The sequence below is a fragment of the Actinosynnema sp. NPDC002837 genome, assembly GCF_040295345.1.
GTDB lineage: Bacteria > Actinomycetota > Actinomycetes > Mycobacteriales > Pseudonocardiaceae > Actinosynnema.
In genome coordinates this window covers 39,750-57,645 of the sequence record NZ_JBEOVG010000035.1, presented here as the reverse complement: position 1 = coordinate 57,645, position 17,896 = coordinate 39,750, and the positions used below count along the sequence as shown (strand labels likewise).

General features: G+C 71.9%; 17 protein-coding genes. 6 read left to right on the top strand and 11 right to left on the bottom strand.

Translation table 11 applies throughout. The features are described from left to right. Positions 1-94 precede the first annotated feature (94 nt). Positions 95-310 (bottom strand): hypothetical protein, encoded by a 216-nt coding sequence (locus ABTZ99_RS23410; protein ID WP_499613891.1) that lies wholly within the window; start codon positions 308-310, stop codon positions 95-97. Between the two features lie 363 nt (positions 311-673). On the opposite strand from ABTZ99_RS23410, the gene ABTZ99_RS23405 reads away from it, so the two are divergent. Further along, positions 674-844: a hypothetical protein gene (locus ABTZ99_RS23405; protein ID WP_499613888.1), complete on the top strand. Its 171-nt coding sequence runs from the start codon at positions 674-676 to the stop codon at positions 842-844. A 429-nt stretch (positions 845-1,273) separates the two neighbouring features. Here the strand turns inward: ABTZ99_RS23405 and ABTZ99_RS23400 are convergent, their stop codons facing one another. Then, positions 1,274-4,168, bottom strand: coding sequence for an AfsR/SARP family transcriptional regulator (locus tag ABTZ99_RS23400; RefSeq protein ID WP_499613885.1), 2,895 nt, complete (start codon positions 4,166-4,168; stop codon positions 1,274-1,276). A 161-nt stretch (positions 4,169-4,329) separates the two neighbouring features. Between ABTZ99_RS23400 and ABTZ99_RS23395 the strand changes: the two genes are divergently transcribed. Beyond that, positions 4,330-4,794: a hypothetical protein gene (locus ABTZ99_RS23395; protein ID WP_498785845.1), complete on the top strand. Its 465-nt coding sequence runs from the start codon at positions 4,330-4,332 to the stop codon at positions 4,792-4,794. A 196-nt stretch (positions 4,795-4,990) separates the two neighbouring features. On the opposite strand, the gene ABTZ99_RS23390 is transcribed toward ABTZ99_RS23395, so the two are convergent. Together ABTZ99_RS23390 and ABTZ99_RS23385 are read right to left on the bottom strand one after the other, a co-directional pair. Continuing rightward, positions 4,991-5,437, bottom strand: a complete 447-nt coding sequence (locus tag ABTZ99_RS23390) for a peptidase inhibitor family I36 protein (RefSeq protein ID WP_498785843.1) — start codon at positions 5,435-5,437, stop codon at positions 4,991-4,993. Positions 5,438-5,599: 162 nt separating this feature from the next. After that, positions 5,600-6,550 (bottom strand): helix-turn-helix transcriptional regulator, encoded by a 951-nt coding sequence (locus tag ABTZ99_RS23385; RefSeq protein ID WP_499613881.1) that lies wholly within the window; start codon positions 6,548-6,550, stop codon positions 5,600-5,602. Positions 6,551-6,651: 101 nt separating this feature from the next. On the opposite strand from ABTZ99_RS23385, the gene ABTZ99_RS23380 reads away from it, so the two are divergent. Continuing rightward, positions 6,652-7,386 carry an alpha/beta fold hydrolase gene (locus tag ABTZ99_RS23380; RefSeq protein WP_499613879.1) on the top strand — a complete coding sequence of 245 codons (735 nt, stop codon included), beginning with the start codon at positions 6,652-6,654 and terminating at the stop codon, positions 7,384-7,386. 199 nt (positions 7,387-7,585) lie between these two features. Beyond that, positions 7,586-8,101 carry a lytic polysaccharide monooxygenase auxiliary activity family 9 protein gene (locus ABTZ99_RS23375; RefSeq protein ID WP_498785837.1) on the top strand — a complete coding sequence of 172 codons (516 nt, stop codon included), beginning with the start codon at positions 7,586-7,588 and terminating at the stop codon, positions 8,099-8,101. A gap of 118 nt (positions 8,102-8,219) precedes the next feature. Here ABTZ99_RS23375 and ABTZ99_RS23370 read toward each other — a convergent pair whose 3' ends face one another. The 3 genes from ABTZ99_RS23370 to ABTZ99_RS23360 all read right to left on the bottom strand — a co-directional run bounded on the left by ABTZ99_RS23370 (position 8,220) and on the right by ABTZ99_RS23360 (position 10,085). Next, positions 8,220-8,948: an SDR family NAD(P)-dependent oxidoreductase gene (locus ABTZ99_RS23370; RefSeq protein ID WP_498785835.1), complete on the bottom strand. Its 729-nt coding sequence runs from the start codon at positions 8,946-8,948 to the stop codon at positions 8,220-8,222. 332 nt (positions 8,949-9,280) lie between these two features. Further along, on the bottom strand, positions 9,281-9,919 hold the full coding sequence (locus ABTZ99_RS23365; RefSeq protein WP_499613876.1) for a UdgX family uracil-DNA binding protein: 639 nt from the start codon (positions 9,917-9,919) through the stop codon (positions 9,281-9,283). Continuing rightward, entirely contained in the window at positions 9,903-10,085 is a 183-nt protein-coding gene (locus ABTZ99_RS23360) for a CsbD family protein (protein WP_053719160.1), read from the bottom strand. Before ABTZ99_RS23360 ends, ABTZ99_RS23365 begins: the two co-directional genes overlap by 17 nt. 73 nt (positions 10,086-10,158) lie before the next feature. Here ABTZ99_RS23360 and ABTZ99_RS23355 point away from each other — a divergent pair, with 73 nt between their 5' ends. Both ABTZ99_RS23355 and ABTZ99_RS23350 read left to right on the top strand, forming a co-directional pair. Beyond that, positions 10,159-10,518, top strand: coding sequence for a VOC family protein (locus tag ABTZ99_RS23355; protein WP_499613873.1), 360 nt, complete (start codon positions 10,159-10,161; stop codon positions 10,516-10,518). A 234-nt stretch (positions 10,519-10,752) separates the two neighbouring features. Then, complete coding sequence (locus ABTZ99_RS23350; protein ID WP_499613870.1) at positions 10,753-11,268, top strand: ANTAR domain-containing protein; 516 nt, start codon at positions 10,753-10,755, stop codon at positions 11,266-11,268. On the opposite strand, the gene treZ is transcribed toward ABTZ99_RS23350, so the two are convergent. The 4 genes from treZ to ABTZ99_RS23330 all read right to left on the bottom strand — a co-directional run bounded on the left by treZ (position 11,228) and on the right by ABTZ99_RS23330 (position 17,886). Continuing rightward, on the bottom strand, positions 11,228-12,973 hold the full coding sequence (gene treZ, locus ABTZ99_RS23345; RefSeq protein WP_498784193.1) for a malto-oligosyltrehalose trehalohydrolase: 1,746 nt from the start codon (positions 12,971-12,973) through the stop codon (positions 11,228-11,230). The genes ABTZ99_RS23350 and treZ overlap by 41 nt on opposite strands. A gap of 77 nt (positions 12,974-13,050) precedes the next feature. Then, the gene (gene treY / locus ABTZ99_RS23340) at positions 13,051-15,249 is read right to left on the bottom strand and encodes a malto-oligosyltrehalose synthase (RefSeq protein WP_499613941.1); all 2,199 of its coding nucleotides are present in this window, start codon (positions 15,247-15,249) and stop codon (positions 13,051-13,053) included. 125 nt (positions 15,250-15,374) lie between these two features. After that, on the bottom strand, positions 15,375-17,498 hold the full coding sequence (glgX, locus tag ABTZ99_RS23335; protein ID WP_498784195.1) for a glycogen debranching protein GlgX: 2,124 nt from the start codon (positions 17,496-17,498) through the stop codon (positions 15,375-15,377). Between the two features lie 49 nt (positions 17,499-17,547). Continuing rightward, positions 17,548-17,886: a hypothetical protein gene (locus ABTZ99_RS23330; protein WP_499613866.1), complete on the bottom strand. Its 339-nt coding sequence runs from the start codon at positions 17,884-17,886 to the stop codon at positions 17,548-17,550. Positions 17,887-17,896: the final 10 nt, after the last annotated feature.

Below are 17,896 nucleotides of genomic sequence, written 5' to 3'. Positions count from 1 at the left end.
AGTGACGCGAAGGCACGTCTTGGCTTGCGCCGATCGGTGCTGTTCCCTGTGAGGGAGGAGGTCCGGCCGCCTCGCGACGGCCGGACCCCGGGTTTCACGATCGCTCGTGCCTGCCAGCGTCGACGATCGCGTCACCCACCACGAGGAGCGCCCTCGCCGTGATGGCGAGGGCCGCTTCTCCCTTCAGCGGCGCCACGACGCCCTCCAGGACCAAGAGGGCGACGCGCACCACCTTCCAGATCCTCGGCGCCCGGTTGCGACGCCACCGCGCGACCCGGCGAAGCGCGGTGCGGACCCGAGCGGTGCGCACCAGCGGTTTCGACCGAGCCGTCCGCCTCGAAGGAACGACCACCTCGACGACCTCCTCTCGACAGCGGACGCGACCATCGCGGGCTGTCGCGACGAGCCCCGCGGCAGCGCTGCTGCGGGAGGAGACCGGCGGAGAGCGGCCACTCCCCCGTCACCGGAGGTGTGGTGGATCAACCGTCGCGCGCCCCGACCGGAGCGCGCAAGATCGCGAAACCAACATCACGAGCCGTCCCGCCGCGCCGGAGTCGCCGCGGGGGCCGAACGCGACTGCCAGGTGCGAGACTGGGCGCGGACGTGACGACTCGAGGGAGCGTCCTGGGCAAGAACTTCATCACCAAGTACGGGCACCAAGCAGGGGATCATCGTGCTCGGCCGGGTGGCCCCGTTCGGCATCGGCGCGGTGATCGGCGGCGGTGCCAACGCCGCCCTCGCAGCCCTGGCCGTCCGAGCCGCCCGGCGCGCGTTCGGCCCGGCGCCGGAGTCGTGGCCGGAGCCCGAGCCGGAGTCGCACCCGGGATCGACGCGAACCGGCTGAGCCCCGGACCGGCAGGCCGCCACCACGATCAGGTGCCACCCGAGGCCGCGGCCAACGCAAGTGGACTGCGACCGCGTCACCCGCCAGGCACCATGGCCGCATGTCGGATCTTCACTGGGACGAGGTCTGGAGCTTCTTCGATCCCGACCTGATGGGGTCGCTTCCCGACGTGTTCGTCCTGGATGCGTCGGTGGAGGACTGGCAAGCGGTGTTCGACCTGGTCCAGGCGCGTGGTTGGCGGTGGGAGTTCGTCCAGGGCGGCACAGCGCTGCCGCTGCCCCCGGCCGCCGAGGCACTCTCCCGCCCGGCCGGTGCGGAAGTGGTGGAACTGAAGGTCTGGCCGGTTCCGGGGGTGCTCGCGATCTTCCGCCCCACATCGGTGAGCTGCGCCTTGCGGCCGAGCCGCTGTGCCGTGGTGCGCTCTCGACCTCACGCGAACCGGATCCGCAGTTCGTCTCTGCCGGTCGCGCTGTCGGTGGAGCTCGACCGGTCGAGCTCGTCGAGTTGCTGCTGGACGCGGTCGGCGTCGGCGGTGCGGCCCTGTTGCCGGTAGAGCTCCAGGGCCTCCTGCCAGGACGCGCGGGCTTGTTCGCGCAGGCCGACGGCGGTCTGGGGGTGGCCCAGGTTGTCGAGGTTGTGGGCGACCTCGGCGGTGTTGCCGAGCTCGCGGAAGAGCGGGATGGCCCGCTGGTAGTGGTCGATGGCCTCGTGGTGGTGGCCGGCGTGGTGCTCGATGTACCCCAAGGCGTCCTGGCTGTACGCCTCGCCCTCGGCGTTGTGGTGGCGCCGGTGCAGGTCGAGGGCGGTGCGGCAGTGCTCGCGAGCGGTGTCGTGGTCGCCCAGGCGGGCGGTGTACCACCCCACCGCGTTGAGCAGGAGGGCTTCGCGCAAGGACTCGCCGAGGTCCCGGTAGAGGGACAAGGCGCGGCAGGCGTGTTCCAAGGCTTCGCGAAGGTCTCCGCGTCGCTCTAGAGCGCGGGAGAGGACGTGGTGCGTGTGGGCCTGTTGGACGCGGTCGTCGTGGTGTTCGGCGAGGGTGAGTGCCCGGCGCAGGTGTGCGGCAGCGTGTTCGTGCCGATCGAGGTTGGCGTGGGCGAAGCCGAGCAGTCGGTGGGCGAGGATGCCCGCGGTGGGATCGGGCAGGTGGTCGGCGGCGTCGACGGCGGCCTGCCACGCGGTCAGGTCGTCATGGCGGTGCCCGCGCTGCCGGTAGAACTTGCTCGCGGCCCAGGCCAGGTGCCACACGGCACCGTGGTGGCCGAGGGAGGCGGCGGTTCGCTGGGCGGCCGACAGGTGTGGCCGGTGGGCGTCCAGCCAGGCCGTGGCCGCCGGGCGGTCCCGCAGCGGGCGGGGGTGGGAACCGGGTGCGGGCGGGTCGAGCCGGATCGGGAGGCGGTTGGTGTTCAGGAGCTGGGCGGCGGCGTGGGCGGTGTGCCGGTAGAAGTCCACGAGCCGTTCCAGGGCGGCCTGGCGCGCTCGCTCCGGTGATTCGTCACGGGCGGTGGAGGCCGCGTAGGCGCGGATCAGGTCGTGCATGGCGTAGCGGTCGCCGGGTGCGCGGGTGAGCAGGGACGCGTCGACGAGCGCGCGCAGCGCGGCGCGGGTGTCGCGGACGGGCAGTCCGGTCAGGGCCGCGGCGGCGGGCGGGTCGACGTCGGGGCCGAAGGCGGTGCCCAGCAGGCCGAAGGTGGTGCGCTGCCGTTCGGTGAGGTGGCGCAGGGACCAGGACAGGACGGCGGGGAGGCTGACCGCCGGGTCGTCGGAGTCCAGGGCGCCCGGACCCAGCTCGCGCAGCTCGGTGACGAGGTCGTCCAGCAGTTCGGGGTCGGTGCGGATGTGCGCGGCGACCAGGCCGAGCGCCAACGGGAACCCGCCGCACAGGCCGATCAGCTCGGTCACCGCCCGTTCGGCCGTGGCGCGGACGTCGCCGAGGGCGGCGTGGACCAGGGCGCGGGCCTCCGTCTCGGACAGCACGTCGAGCCGGACGGGACGGGCGCTGTGCCGGGTGAGCAGCGCGGGCAGCCGGTGCCGGCTCGTGACCAGGACGGTGCAGGCGCTCCCACCGGGCAGGAGGGGGACGACCTGCTCGGACGTGGCGGCGTTGTCCAGCAGGACGAGCAGGCGCTTGCCGGTGCTCCGGGTGCGGTAGAGCGCGGCGAGGGCGTCGAGGTCGCGCGGGTGGTGGTCGCGGTCCACACCCAGGGCGGTCAGGAAGTCCGCGAGGACGTCGGTCACCTGCTTGGGGTCACCGGGGCCGAAGCCGCCGAGGTCGACGTGCAGCTGCCCGTCGGGGAAGCGGTGCAGGTTTCGGTGGGCCCAGGTGAGGGCCAGCCAGGACTTGCCGATGCCGCCGGAGCCGCTGATCACGCAGGTCACGGCCGTCCCGAGGTCGGCGAGCGCGAGGTCGAGCTCGACCAGCTCGGCGGTGCGACCGGTGAACAGCGCGGGCGCGGCGGGGAGTTGGTGCGGTGTCTCCCGCGTCCCGCTGGTTCCCGCCGCTGTTCCGGACAGGGGCGGGCCGGACGGTGTGGGGCCGGGCAGGATTGGGCCGGGTAACGCAGGACCGGGTAAAGCGCCGGGTAACGCAGGACCGGGCAGCTCGGGGTCTGCGGCCAGGATCCGCAGGTGCAGACCCCGCAGCGGTGGTCCGGGGTCTGCACCCAACTCGGCGACCAGCCGCTCCCGCAGCAGCCGGTAGTGCTCCAAGGCGTCGGACGTGCGGCCCGCTTGGTGCAGGGCCAGCAGGTACTGGCCGGCGATCCGTTCGTCCAGCGGGTGTTCGGCGACGCGCGTGGTCAGCCCCGCCACCAAGTCGTCCCCGCGCCCGAGCCGCAGCAGCACGTCGGCCAGGTCGCACTCGGCGTCGAGGCGTTCCCGGTGCAGGCGGTCGCGTTCACCCTCGGACCAGTCGCCGACCAGACCGGTCATGGCGTCCCCGCGCCACAGCCCCAGGGCTTCCCCGAGCAGTTCCGCCGCCCGGCGGTCGTCCTCGGCGCGGGCGCGTGCGCGGAGGTCGCGGAAGCGGTGCAGGTCGACCGTCGACGGTGCGACCGCCAGGACGTAGCCGCCCGAGCGCCGCACGAGGGGCGCGGTGCTCGCGGCCAGCACCTGGCGCAACCTGGACACGTAGTTCACCAGCGTTTCGCGGGCCCGCAGCGGCGGCTGCTCGCCCCACACCCGGTGGATCAGCCGGTCGACCGAGACCACCTGGCCCGCGTCCACCGCCAGCGCCGCCAGCACGCACCGCTGTCGAGCCGGCCCGAGGTCGACCGGTTCGCCGTCCACGAGCGCGAACACCGCGCCAAGAAGGCGGAACTCCGCCATCCGCCGCTCCTCCCCCGTGCAACCGCTCGGCGGTGCATGGCTATCGCGCTGAGCAGCGCATTGTGGGGAATCACGGGCAATTCACCCGAACGGCCCCGCACGATCGCCGACGTGCCGTCCGGGCCGCGGGCGACACGTCAGAGGACGAGGAGAGGGGCACGATGAGGAAGACGAACATCCTGGCGCGGGGCCTGGCGGTGCTGTTCCTGTCGGTGGTCGCCGCGATCTCACTGGTCGCACCCGCGAGCGCCGCGCCGACCGCCGACGCGGTGGACGCGGGCGGCCCGGTCCCGGCCGCCGGTTCCACCGTCGCGCCGCTGCAGTTGATCAGCTACATCAGCAACGAGACCTCCATCTCGATCGGGGTGTCGAAGGACAACGTCGCCGGTTCCTACCAGGCGCTCCTGCCGGCTCACCGGCGCACGGACGGCAGTCCGCTCTACTGGAGCCGCGCCCTGTCCTTCTACGTCGGCGCCGGCGGCTACTGCGCGGACGCGTGGTTCTACGACGCGGGCGCCTGGCACCCGTACGTGACGGTCAAGGGCCCCTTGGAGTACTTCGTCCCCCAGACCGTCATCGGTGAAAGCGTCGCGCGGTGGGCGGTGCGGAACCACCGGCGCTGCTGACGCCGCCGCTCCGGGGGTGCGGGTGGTCTTCCCGGTGGACGCCGGGAAGACCACCCGCCGCGCGATCGGCGGCCGGCTCGACATGGGTGCCGCTGTCCGCCCTGACCGTGCGGACTGGCAGATCGTCTACCTGCGACCCGAAAGCCGGTCCCGAACCGCGGTTCGCCGAACGGGCGACCTCCCGGATGGCGGTCGGTCAGCACGTTCCTGACGACGCCACGCTGTGCGACTGGTTCCGGTTGGCGTGGACGCCCAGATCCGGGACTTGCTGTCCCGGTTGGATGACCCACCGCTGCTCTCCCTCACAGCCCGGGAGGATGTAGAGGCGGACGGTTCCGGACCTGCGGTTCCAGGCCGACACCGCCTCCTGCTTGACGCACACGCCACTACCGGTGCCGGTGCCCTTGAACTCCCAACAGGTGGGCTGGCTGGAACCGTACTCCGGGATGGATGTGGTGTGGTCCGACACCGCCGAGCCCGTGGCCCAGCCATAGGAGAGGTAGTACAGGCAGAACTCGCCTACCTCGCACACCCCGTTGCGGGTGGGTGCCGCGTTCGCGACACCTGCCGGCGGGACCACCATCAGGGCTCCCATCACGACGGCGACCAGCGCGCGGGCGAGTCTCTTCCCCTTGCCACCCATGTCTCGTTCTCCCCTCTGCGATCCGGGCCCCCTGGCCCGGGCGCTCGATCGTCGTGCACGACCGGCGGGCAGGGCGGTCGAACGGGCCGCTGTCACTCGTACGCCGCGCGGACAGGACACCCGCTGTCCTGTGCGGTTGTCCCAGCGAGCGTTGGCGCCGAGTTACGGCTGCGGTTCTGCCGGTTCTCGTTGTGCTGCTTCGGCGAGCTGGTCAGCCAACGTCTTGAGAGCGTGCCGCAGCTCGTCGGGTTGGTGGATGGTGAAGGGCCATTGGAGGGAGGCGAGCAGGTGAGCCATGCCGTCCAGTCGTTCCGCTCGGGCGCGCATGAGGACGCCGGTGGTGTTCGCGGTGAGGGTTGCCGCCGAGCGAGGCAGTCGGCGGGCGATGGCGTCGATGGGTCCGTGGATGGTCACCTCGACTTGCCAGTGGTAGGGCACTTGCGCCAGGGCCGAGGCCAGGTGGGCGGCGGCGTCGAAGCTGTCCGGGGCGGTGAAGTCGCGGGCTTGGGGGGCGACGGACGTGATGCGGTCGATGCGGAAGGTTCGCAGGGTGCCTCGGAGGTGGTCGTGGCCGACGAGGTACCAGCGGCCGCTGTGGAAGACCACGCCGTAGGGGTCGACTTCGCGTTCGGTGTGCTGCCGGCGCCACGACTGGTAGCTGATGCTGACCGCGGTGCTGGTGCGGGTGGCTTGGGCCAGGGCGAGCAGGATGCCGGTGCCCGGAGCCTGCCCGATCACGGCGTTGGCGGTGAACGCGACGGATTCGCGGATCGCGTTGAGCGGTTCGCGCAGTGTCTGCGGCAGTACCCGCTCGATCTTCGCCAGCGCGCCTGTGGTGGCCACTGTGGTGCCGATGCCGACGCGTTCCGCGGCGACCAGGCCCAGGACGACGGCCAGTGCCTCGTCGTTGGTGAGGACCAGGGGTGGCATCCGGTATCCGCGGGCCAGTCGGTAGCCGCCGTGGCGGCCGCGTTCTGCTTCCACCGGGATACCGAGGTCGCGGAGGTGCGCGGTGTACCGGCGCACTGTGCGGACATCGGTGCCGAGGCGGTCGGCCAGCTCGGCTCCGGTGAGTCGGACGTGGGACTGGAGGAGCTCCAGCAGCGTCAGCACGCGAGTGAGCGGATGCGACATGGATCACCGACCGTTTCAGGGCAGATTCTGTCCTGTATCGACCTTACGCTCCCGCGGACATCGCACTTCAGGGAGATCACATGGCTACTTTCGTATTGGTTCCCGGCGCCTGGCTCGGGGCGTGGGCTTGGGACGAGACTGCTCGCCTACTGCGGGAGCGCGGCCACACCGCGGTGGCGGTGACGCTGACGGGCCTGGCCGACCGGGCCGACCTGGGCGGTCCCCAGACGGATCTGGACACCCACATCCGCGACCTCACCGATCTTGTCGAAGGGCAGGACCTGCGCGACGTCACGCTGGTGGCCCACAGCTACGCGGCCGCCCCGGTCACCGGGGCCGCAGGACGTCTCGACGATCGGCTGGAGCGCGTGGTGTACGTCGACAGCGCCCCGTTCGCGGCGGGAATGTGCATGCTCGACCTCATGCCGCCGCAGGTCGCCGACCAGCTGCGCGAGCAGGTCACCGCCTTCGGGGACGGGTGGCGGCTGGCGATGCCGCCGATCGACGTTCTCGGCATGTCCAGCAGCCTCGACGGGCTCGACGAAGGCCGGCGGGAGCGCCTGCTCGGGTGCGCCACTCCTCAGCCGTTCGGCACCTTCACCCAGCGCCTCGCCGAGGCTGCCGACCCTGGTCCGGGAGTGGACCGCGTCCTGATCGCCTGCCACGACTTCAAGGCCCTGCTCGATGCCGGGATCCCGATGCTGGCCTTCCTGAACCAGCCGCCCTGGCGACGCTTCGACCTGCCCACAGGGCATTGGCCGATGCTCTCGGCACCCGCCGAACTCGCCGACGTCCTCGACTCGGCCGTCTCCTGACCCCACCGGATCCGGTACAGCCGCATGTTCGCCCGGACAGGACAACCCGCCCAGTCCGTGCGCGGTTGACGGTTGTCATCGGGCAATCACAGAGAGTATGGTCTAGACCTGCCGCCGCGTTTGGGTGAACGCTCCACCCAGCGCACTCGGGTTGGCGTTCGCCACAAGCGTTTCCGCCCATCCGATCAGAGGAGTCCACATGTCACTCCGCCGAAGGATCGCCGCGGTGGCGGCAGGCGTGCTCGCCGCGCCCCTCGTGACGGTCGCCCTGCCCTCGGCGCCCGCGTACGCGCACGGGTACGTGTCGTCACCGGCCAGCCGTCAGGCGCAGTGCGCCCGAGGCGTCGTCTCGTGCGGCGACATCAAGTGGGAGCCGCAGAGCGTCGAAGGCCCGAAGGGCCTGCGCAGCTGCAACGGCGGCGTCGCCCGGTTCGCCGAGCTGAACGACAACAGCAAGGGCTGGCAGGTCGCGAACACCGGCCGGACCGTCACCTTCACCTGGACCTTCACCGCACGGCACCGCACCGCGAACTACGAGTACTACGTCAGCGGCAGGCGGGTCGGCTTCGTCGACGGCGGCATGCAGCAGCCCCCGGCCACCGTGTCGCACACGGTGAACCTGGGCGCGTCCGGCCGTCAGACGGTGCTCGCCATCTGGAACATCGGCGACACCTCCAACGCGTTCTACGCCTGCATCGACGTGAACGCGAGCTAACGACCGCAGAAGTCCCGGCACGCGGGAGTCCTGCGTCCACGCACCCCGGGTTCGACGCCCGCCGACCCTGCGCCGAGCGTCGACTCCGGGGTGCGCCTGAACGCAGGACTCCCGGCTGTCAGACGGTGAAGCCGCCGTCGACGTGCAACTGCGCGCCCGTCACGTAACGCGCCTCCTCGGACGCGAGGAACGCCACCGCCGCCGCGATCTCCGACGGCTCCGCGTAACGCCCCACCGCCGTGAACCCGCGCACGACGTCGGAACCGGCGCCGTCCGCCGGGTTCGAGGCGGTGTCCGTCGCACCGGGGTGCACCAGGTTCACCGTGATCCCCCGCGGCCCCAACTCCCGCGCCAACGCCTTCGTCATCCCCACCAACGCCGCCTTCGACGCCGCGTACAGCGAGAACCCGGGGAACACCGCCCGCTCGGACACGTTGCTGCCGATGGCGATCACCCGACCGCCGTCGCCGAGGTGCGGCAGCGCCGCCTTGACCGCCACGAACGCCGCCCGCACGTTCACGTCGAACGTCCGGTCGAACTCGGCCACCCCCAGCTCCTCCACCGGCCCGACGATGAACTCGCCCGCGTTGTTCACCAGCACGTCCAACCGCCCCAGCACCGCGACGGTCTCCTCCACCGCCGCGACCACCGCGTCGGCGTCACCGCTGTCCGCCCGCACGGCCACTACCCGCCGCCCCAACTCCTTCACCCGGTCGACCACGTCACCCGGACTGGTCCGGTAGGTGATCGCGACGTCCGCGCCCAACTCCGCCAACCGCACCGCGGTCGCCGCGCCGATACCCCTGCTGCCGCCCGTGACCAGGGCGACCTTGCCTTCGAAGTTCATGCCACGATCGTGTCGCGCCGGCGCATTCCAGTCCGGCGGGAATCGGACGCCGCGCTGCACGCCCCGGCCGAGCCCGAATATCCGTTGCACGCGTCGCGCGCCCTCGCATAGGTTCGTGGCACACGAGGAAGGAGGTGGTCCGAAGTTGAATAGCTATAGGACTCGTCGTGAGGTGGCTGTCCGCTAGGACCGACCTTTCCCAGGTGGTCTGGGCGAATCCCAGGCAGCCACCCGGCCCCCGTGACCCCGAGCCCAGTCCAGCTCGGCCCGCACCTGGTGCGGGAAGCGGTCAGGGGGCCGTTTCACTTTCCCCGGCACGTCGGCACCGGCACTCAGCCCAGGTGGGCGCGCACGACCTTCAGGTCGGCGAGGAAGCCCCGGTACGCCTCGTCGCGGTCGGGGGCGCGGAGCACCGCCGACGGGTGCACGGTCGCGATCACGTCGTAGTCCTCGACCCGCTCGACCCGGCCACGGCGTTCGCTGACCTTGAACGCGCTGCCCAGCACCGCCTTGGCCGCCGTCGCGCCCAGGCACACCACCAACGTGGGCCGGACCTGCGCCAACTCGGCGTGCAGCCACGGCAGGCAGGCCACCACCTCGCCGCGCGACGGCGTCTTGTGGATGCGCCGCTTCCCGCGCTCGGCGGGCACGAACTTGAAGTGCTTCACCGCGTTGGTCAGGTAGACGCCCTCACGGGCCAGGTCGGCCTCGTCCAGCGCCTTGTCCAGCAGTCGGCCCGCCGGCCCGACGAACGGCTCGCCCCGCCGGTCCTCAACGTCGCCGGGCTGCTCGCCCACGAGCACCAACCCGGCGTCGCGCGGCCCCGCGCCGAACACGGTCTGCGTGGCCGGCTTGTACAGCTCGCAGCCGCGGCACCCGGCCGCGGCACGGCGCAGCGCCGCCAGGTCCGCGCCCTCGGGCACGAACTCGGCGGCGCTGGAGGCGCCGGTGCGACTAGCGGTCGTCGCCACGGAAGGCGTCCTTGACCTTCTCCCCCGCCTGCTTCAGCGAGCCCTTGGCCTTCTCGGCGCGGCCCTCGGCCTGCCACTGCTCGTTGTCGGTGGCGTCGCCGACCGCTTCCTTCGCCCGGCCCTTGAGTTCCTCGGCCTTGTTGCTGACCTTGTCGTCGGTCCCCATGACCGTTCCTCTCGTCGGGACTTCTCCGTCCCCCGACGGATACCCGTCGCCCGAACGGGGAAACTCCGACGGCATGACCGCACACATCCTCGCCATCGCCGTCGACTGCCCGTCCAAGCTGGTCAGCGTCGTGGAGGACTTCTGGTGCACGGCACTGGGGTACCGCGTCGAACGCCGCTGGAAAGACCCGAAAGGGGTCGAGTACACCGAGTTGAGGGGCGCCGGTCCGATGCTCGTGCTACAGCCCGTCACGGAGCCGAAGCAGGCCAAGAACCGGCTGCACCTCGACCTCGCCGCCGACGGCGACCGGGACGAGGAGGTGGCACGGCTCACCGGCCTCGGCGCGCGCGTGGTCGACGCCGACCCGGCACTGCCGTGGGTGGTGTGCGCCGACCCGGCGGGCAACGAGTTCTGCGTGCTGCCGCCGAGCTGAAACCCGCCGCGCGCCACGCGGAAAACCCCTGCCAGTTGCACCGCGCCACCCGTCCTCTACTACGGTGATCGTCTACGCGGTTGAAAAGCCAGCCGCAAGCCACCCGGCGCCCGCGAGGGCACCAGGGTCAGCGAGAGCTGTCGGGCTTGCCGGGTGCTGGCACCCGCGTGTCCGGACGCTCTCGCACCGCTGGCCTGGCTGACCGGTACCGACGTGCGAGAGAGGAGCCCGACCGTGGTCGGGGACAACGGGCGTGACGATTCGCTGACCGCGCGGATCGCCAGCCTCGAGGCCGAGATCGTGGGACTGCGCAAAGCGGTGCAGACGCGCACTGTGATCGGGCAGGCCACCGGCCTGATATCCGCGGTGCAGGGCTGCACGCCCCAGGAGGGGTTCCAGCTGCTCGTGCGGATGTCGCAGCACCACAACGTGAAGCTGCACACGATCGCGCTGAAGCTGCTCGACCTCTCCACCGAGCTCGGACCAAGGCAGGCCGTGCGCGCCGTCCACGCGTCCGCCGAGCCCGAACCCGAGCCCGGCGACGGCCAGGTCGCCGCCGCCGAGTGGCCCGGTGTCGAGGTGGTGAACGCGGCACGCGGGCTGGTCGCGGCCTACGACGCGGCCCAGCACTCCGGCGACGACCGGCCGGAGGTGCGAAGACAGCTGGCCGACCAGGTCGAGTCGGCCGGTCGGCTGTTGGCCGAGAAGCTCACCGAGGTCGGCTGGCTCGTCCCCGACCCGGGTGCGTGACCGACGCGCCGTCGACGACGGCGAAGGAGTCGGCGGGCAGGTGCACCGCCTGCCCGTCCACTTCCACCTCCGCCGACGCGAGCAGCACCTCGCCCGCCTCGACGTCGAGCCGCACCACGGCGTCCTCCCCGAGGTTGCACAGCACCCGCAGCGAACCCCGGTGCAGCACGAGCACCGAGCCCTCCTCGCGCACCGCGAACCGGTCCAGCCGCGGGTCCGCGAGCTCCGGGCGCGACCGGCGCAGCGCGATCAACGCCCGGTAGAGGTCGAGCAGCTCCCGGTGGCCGGGCTCTGACACCTCGTCCCAGCGCAGCGTCGACCGCCGCACGGTCTCCGGGTCGATCGGGTCGGGCACCTCGGACTCGCCCCACCCGTGCCGGCCGAACTCGCGCCGCCGCCCCGTGCGCACGGCCTCGGCCAGCTCCGGGTCCGGGAACGACGCGAAGAACTGCCAGGGCGTGCTCGCCGCCCACTCCTCGCCCATGAAGATCATCGGCGTGTACGGGGAGCAGAGCACGATCGCCGCGCCCACCGCCTGCCGCCGCCACGGCACCGTCGCCGACAGCCGGTCGCCGGTGGCGCGGTTGCCGACCTGGTCGTGGTTCTGCAGGTAGGCGAGGAACCGGTGGCCGGGCAGCCGGTCGCGGTCCACCGGACGGCCGTGGCGCCTGCCCCGGAACGACGACCACGTGCCCGCGTGGAGGAACACCTCGCGCAGCGTCCTGCCCAGCGCGCCCTCGAAGTCCGGGTAGTAGCCGAACGTCTCGCCGCTCAACGCCACGTGCAGCGCGTGGTGCAGGTCGTCGTCCCACTGGGCGTGCAGGCCGTAGCCGCCGCCTTCCCTCGCGGTGACGAGCTTGGCATCGTTCAGGTCCGACTCGGCGATCAACGTCAGCGGCCGGCGCACGGCGGCCGACAGGGCGTCCACCTCGACGGCCAGCTGTTCCAGCAGGTGCAGCGCGCTGCGGTCCACGAGGGCGTGCACGGCGTCCAGCCGCAGCCCGTCCACGTGGAAGTCGCGCAGCCACCCCACCGCGTTGTCGATCACGTAGCGGCGGACCTCGTCGGCGCCCTCGCCGTCGAGGTTCAGGCCGGGTCCCCAGTCGTTGCTGCCCGCGAAGTACGGCCCGAACCGGTCCAGGTACGCGCCGGAGGGCCCGAGGTGGTTGTAGACCACGTCCAGCAGCACGGCGAGGCCGCGCGCGTGGCAGGCGTCCACGAACCGCTTGAACCCGTCCGGCCCGCCGTACGGCTCGTGCGCCGCGCCCCACAGCACGCCGTCGTAGCCCCAGCCCGCCGTGCCGTCGAACGAGTTCACCGGCATCACCTCGACGTGCGTGACGCCGAGGTCGACCAGGTGGTCCAGCCGCCGCACCGCGCCGTCGAACGTGCCGGCGGACGTGAACGTGCCGATGTGCAGCTCGTAGACCACCGCGCCGGGCAACGCGCGCCCGGTCCACGCCTGGTCGGTCCACTCGAACGCCGCGTGGTCGTAGACCCGGGACGTCCCGTGCACGCCGTCCGGCTGCCACCGCGACCGCGGGTCGGGCAGCACGTCGTCGGAGTCGCCCAGGAGGAACCCGTAGTCGACCCCCTCGGCGTCCGAGTGCCACCACCCGCCGTCACCGGCCGTCATCTCGTGGTCCCGACCGTCGACCCGCACCCGGACGCGCTCGTGCGCCGGCGCCCACACCGCGAAACCCACAGCTCTCCTCAGTCCGTGCGTCGGCCCAGCCGACCCAGTCCGCTCGTCGGCCCAGCCGACTCGATCCGTCCGCCGGCTCAGTCCGCGACCAGCAGCGCCACCGGGTAGCGGTCCAGCAGGTCCGCCAGTCGAGGGGCGGCCGGGCGGGAGGTGAGCACGTCGGTCCACTCCCCCGGCGGCAGCGGCAGCACCGTGTCGCCCCAGCCACCCGCGTTCGCCAATCCCACCGGAAGCCGGGTGGCCACCGCGACCAGCCCGGTCCGCTCGAACGCGACTACGTGCGGTGCGGCAGGCCCCGACGCCGCCAGCGGCCGGTAGCCGCGGAACAGCTCGGGCCGTTCCCGGCGCAACCGCAACGCGCGCTGCACGACGAGCAGCTTGGCCGCGCCCGAGTCGTCCACGTCCGGCAGCCAGCCGTCCTCGATCCGCGCCAGCAGCCGTCGCCGCACCTCGTAGTCCACGGGTCGCCGGTTGTCCGGGTCGACCAGCGACAGGTCCCACAGCTCGGTGCCCTGGTAGACGTCGGGCACGCCGGGCGCGGTGAGCTGCACGAGCTTCTGCCCTAGCGCGTTGGACCAGCCCGGCGCGACGATCCGCTCCACGAACGACGCCACCTCGGCCGCCACCGGACCGGACAGCACCTGCTCCGGCCACGCCGCCACGGCCGCCTCGAACGCCTCGTCGTGGTCGACCCAGGTGGTGCGGACCTTCGACTCCTTGGCCGCCTTGTCCAGGTAGGCGCTCATCCGCTCGGCGGTGATGGGCCACGCGCCGACCAGCGACTGCCACGCCAGCATGTTCAACGACGGCTCGTCGATCGGGTGCGCGGCGGTCCACCGGCGCACGAGCTCGCCGAACTCCTGCGGCAGCTCGGCCAGCACCGCGAGCCGGGCCCGGACGTCCTCGGAGCGTTTCGTGTCGTGCGTCGACAACGCCGTCATCGCCGCGGGCGAGCCCGCTTCACGTGCCGCCGCACGCGCGTGGAACTCGGTGGGCGGCACCCCGAACCGGTCCGGCGCGCCGCCGACCTCGTTGAGCGCCACGAAGCGGGTGTACCGGTAGAACGCGGTGTCCTCGGTGCCCTTGGCGACGACCATGCCGGACGTCTGCTGGATGCGGGTGGCCAGCTCGCCCTGCGGCTCGGCCCGCACCTGCCGGTCCAGCGCCCGCACCGCCGGCGACGTCGCCGCGGTCACCGCCGCCGTCCACGCGTCCAGCCCTTCGGGCAGGTAGGAGCGGTAGACGGGGAAGTTGACCATGACCTCGGCGACGGCCCGTTCGGCCTCCGCCTGGTCGGCGTCGCGCACCAGCGCCGCGATCCGGCGGACCTCCGCGCGCAGGATCGTGCGGGTGACCAGCTCGCGGCACTCGTGCTCGACGGCGGCGAAGTCGGTGGGCACGCCGAACTCCTCGGCCAGCGCGGTGAACGCCGCCTCGCCCGCCGGGTCCACGAACAGCCCGCACACCTCGCGCAGCGCGTCATAGCCCGTGGTGCCGTCGACCGGCCAGCTCACGGGCAGCCGCTCGTCCGCGCCGAGGATCTTCTCCACCACCAGCCACACGCCGGCGCGCTCCCGGAGCCGCCGCGCGTACCCGCCGGGGTCGGCCAGGCCGTCGGGGTGGTCGACCCGCAGGCCGGTCACCTCGCCCGCCGCGACCCACCGCAGCACCTCGCCGTGGGTCGCGTCGAACACCTCGGGGTCCTCGACCCGCACCGCGGCCAACGTGGTGATGTCGAAGAACCGCCGGTAGTTCAGCTCGGTGTTGCCGCGCCGCCAGAACACCAGCCGGTAGTGCTCGTGCTCCTCCTCCGACGCCTCGTCGCCGGCGAACGGCAGCAGCAGCGGCCCGGAGTCCCAGTCGACGTCGAAGAACTTCGCGTACCGCGACCCCCGGCCGTGCCGGAGCACGTCCCACCACCACCGGTTGACGTCGTCGTGGCCTACCGCCATGTGGTTGGGCACGATGTCGAGCACGAACCCGAGCCCGGCCCGCCGGAGCGCCTTGTGCAGCGCCACCCGCCCCGACTCGCCGCCGAGCTCCTCGCGGGCCCGGGTCGGGTCGACCATGTCGTAGCCGTGCGTGGAGCCGGGCACGGCCTCCAGCACGGGCGAGGCGTACAGCGCGCCGACGCCCAGCGCGTCGAGGTAGTCGACCACGGCCTCCGCCTCGGCGAAGGTGAAGTCGGGCGTGAACTGGATCCGGTAGGTCGACGCCGGCGCCGCCCCGACCGCATCGCTGCGCAGGCGTCCCCCCTGGGGGTCCCCTGCTTCGATTTTACCGGCGGGGTCCGACAATTCCGGCGGTTCCGGGCGGTCCGGCCGGTCCGACAGGTCCGGCGGATTCGGCGGTCCCGACAGGTCCGGCGGCTCAGAGAGCTTCGGCGGTTCAGGCAGCTCCGTCACTCCTGCTCCAGCCGTTGCAGCACGACCAGCGACCGCGCGACCAGCGTGAGCGTGCCGCCCCCGGCGACCACCTCGCCCTGCTCGGGCGGCGTCACCTCGCCCGTCGCCGTGTCGATCACGACCGTCCACCTCGCGCCGTAGCCCTCCTCGGGCAGGGTGACCTCGATGTCCTCGTGGTGCGCGTTGAACGCGAGCAGGAACGAGTCGTCCAGCACCCGCATCCCCCTCGGGTCGAGGTCGGGGATGCCTTCGCCGTTGAGGAACACCACGACGCAGCGGCCGAAGTCGTCGCCCCAGTTCTGCTCCGTCATCTCTTCACCCGAAGGTGTGAACCAGGCGATGTCGCGGAGCTCGTCGCCCTTGCGGATCGGCTTGCCCTGGAAGAACCGGCGCCGCCGCAGCACGGGGTGCTGCCGGCGGAACTCGGTCAACGCCGAGGTGAACTCGACCAGGTCCCGGTTCTTCTCCGCCAGCGTCCAGTCCACCCAGGACAGCTCGTTGTCCTGGCAGTAGGCGTTGTTGTTGCCCTGCTGCGTCCGCCCCAGCTCGTCGCCGTGCAGCAGCATCGGCACGCCCTGCGAGAGCAGCGTCGTGGCCAGCAGGTTGCGCCGCTGCCTGGCCCTCAGCTCGTTCACCTCGGGGTCGTCGGTCGGCCCCTCGACCCCGCAGTTCCAGGACCGGTTGTCGTCCGCGCCGTCACGGCCGTCCTCACCGTTGGCCGCGTTGTGCTTCTCGTTGTACGAGACGAGGTCGTTGAGCGTGAACCCGTCGTGCGCGGTGACGAAGTTGACCGACGCGTACGGCCGCCGGCCGTCGTCCTGGTACAGGTCCGACGACCCGGTGATGCGGGAGGCGAACTCGCCCAGCGTGGCCGGCTCGCCGCGCCAGAAGTCGCGCACGGTGTCGCGGTACTTGCCGTTCCACTCCGTCCACAACGGCGGGAAGTTGCCGACCTGGTAACCACCCGGGCCGACGTCCCACGGCTCGGCGATCAGCTTCACCTGCGAGACCACCGGGTCCTGCTGCACCAGGTCGAAGAACGTCGACAGCCGGTCGACGTCGTAGAACTCGCGGGCCAGGGTGGCGGCCAGGTCGAACCGGAACCCGTCCACGCGCATCTCGGTCACCCAGTACCGCAGCGAGTCCATGATCAGCTGCAACGTGTGCGGGCTGCGCACGTTCAGCGAGTTCCCGGTGCCGGTGTAGTCGGTGTAGAACTGCGGCTCGTCGTCCACCAGCCGGTAGTACGCCTGGTTGTCGATGCCGCGCATGGACACCGTGGGACCGAGGTGGTTGCCCTCGGCGGTGTGGTTGTAGACCACGTCGAGGATGACCTCGATGCCCGCCTCGTGCAGGGCGCGCACCATGCCCTTGAACTCCTGCACCTGGTTCGCCGACTCCGGCATCGCCGCGTAACCGGAGTGCGGCGCGAAGAACCCGATCGTGTTGTAGCCCCAGTAGTTGCGGAGGCCTTTCTCCACCAGCCCGTGATCGGTGATGAAGTGGTGCACCGGCATGAGTTCGAGCGCCGTGACGCCGAGCCCCTTGAGGTGGTCGATCACCACGGGGTGCGCCAGGCCCGCGTACGTGCCGCGCAACCGTTGCGGCACTTCGGGGTGCTGCATGGTCAGGCCGCGCACGTGCGCCTCGTAGACGACCGACTCGTTGTACGGCGTCTTCGGCGGCCGGTCGTTCGCCCAGTCGAAGAACGGGTTGACCACGACCGACAGCGGCACGTGGCCCGCCGAGTCGAGGTCGTTGCGCGCGTCCGGGTCGCCGAACCGGTACCCGAACAGCGACTCGTCCCAGTCGACGTCGCCGGTGATCGCCTTGGCGTACGGGTCGATCAGCAGCTTGTTCGGGTTGCAGCGCAGGCCGCGCTCCGGGTCGTGCGGTCCGTGCACGCGGTAGCCGTACTTCTGCCCGGGGCCGACGCCGAGGAGGTAGCCGTGGTGCACGAAGCCGTCCACCTCGGGCAGCCGCACGCGCGTCTCGGCGCCGTCGTCGTCGAACAGGCACAGCTCGACGTAGTCCGCGACCTCCGAGAAGAGGGTGAAGTTGGTGCCGACGCCGTCGTAGGAGGCGCCGAGCGGGTAGGGGGTTCCGGGCCAGGGCCGCACAGGGTTTCCTCCGGACGAACTGGAACGAGCCGATCCCTACCGTTCTAGGTCACGTCCGGCCGGCGTGCGACCTGACGAGCTCGCCGCGCGCGGCGACGAGGAGCAGCCTCGCTTCCTGCAGCTCGCCGTAGCGCAGGTGCTCGCAGGCGGCCTCGGCGCAGGCCACCGCCTGGGTGAGCGCGTCGTCCGACCCGGCGTCGGTGCGCCTCAGGGCGTCCTTCAAGGACTCTTCGGCGGCCCGGACCCCGGCGAGCGGGTCGGCCAGGTTCGACGGCCGGACGTCCACCAGGACCTTCTCGACGGCCGCCTCCAGGACGCCCACCGGGTTGCTCTGGGGAACCATCTGCTCGGGCACGAGCCCGGTGCGGGACATCAAGTCGGTGTTCACGGGTGACTAC

Bases quoted from the DNA above. Each gene is read 5' to 3' on its own strand.
- ABTZ99_RS23375 (WP_498785837.1), top strand. From the start codon at position 7,586: ATGTCACTCCGCCGAAGGATCGCCGCGGTGGCGGCAGGCGTGCTCGCC.
- ABTZ99_RS23395 (WP_498785845.1), top strand. From the start codon at position 4,330: ATGAGGAAGACGAACATCCTGGCGCGGGGCCTGGCGGTGCTGTTCCTG.
- ABTZ99_RS23390 (WP_498785843.1), bottom strand. From the start codon at position 5,437: ATGGGTGGCAAGGGGAAGAGACTCGCCCGCGCGCTGGTCGCCGTCGTG.
- ABTZ99_RS23355 (WP_499613873.1), top strand. From the start codon at position 10,159: ATGACCGCACACATCCTCGCCATCGCCGTCGACTGCCCGTCCAAGCTG.
- ABTZ99_RS23370 (WP_498785835.1), bottom strand. From the start codon at position 8,948: ATGAACTTCGAAGGCAAGGTCGCCCTGGTCACGGGCGGCAGCAGGGGT.
- ABTZ99_RS23360 (WP_053719160.1), bottom strand. From the start codon at position 10,085: ATGGGGACCGACGACAAGGTCAGCAACAAGGCCGAGGAACTCAAGGGC.
- ABTZ99_RS23380 (WP_499613879.1), top strand. From the start codon at position 6,652: ATGGCTACTTTCGTATTGGTTCCCGGCGCCTGGCTCGGGGCGTGGGCT.
- ABTZ99_RS23400 (WP_499613885.1), bottom strand. From the start codon at position 4,168: ATGGCGGAGTTCCGCCTTCTTGGCGCGGTGTTCGCGCTCGTGGACGGC.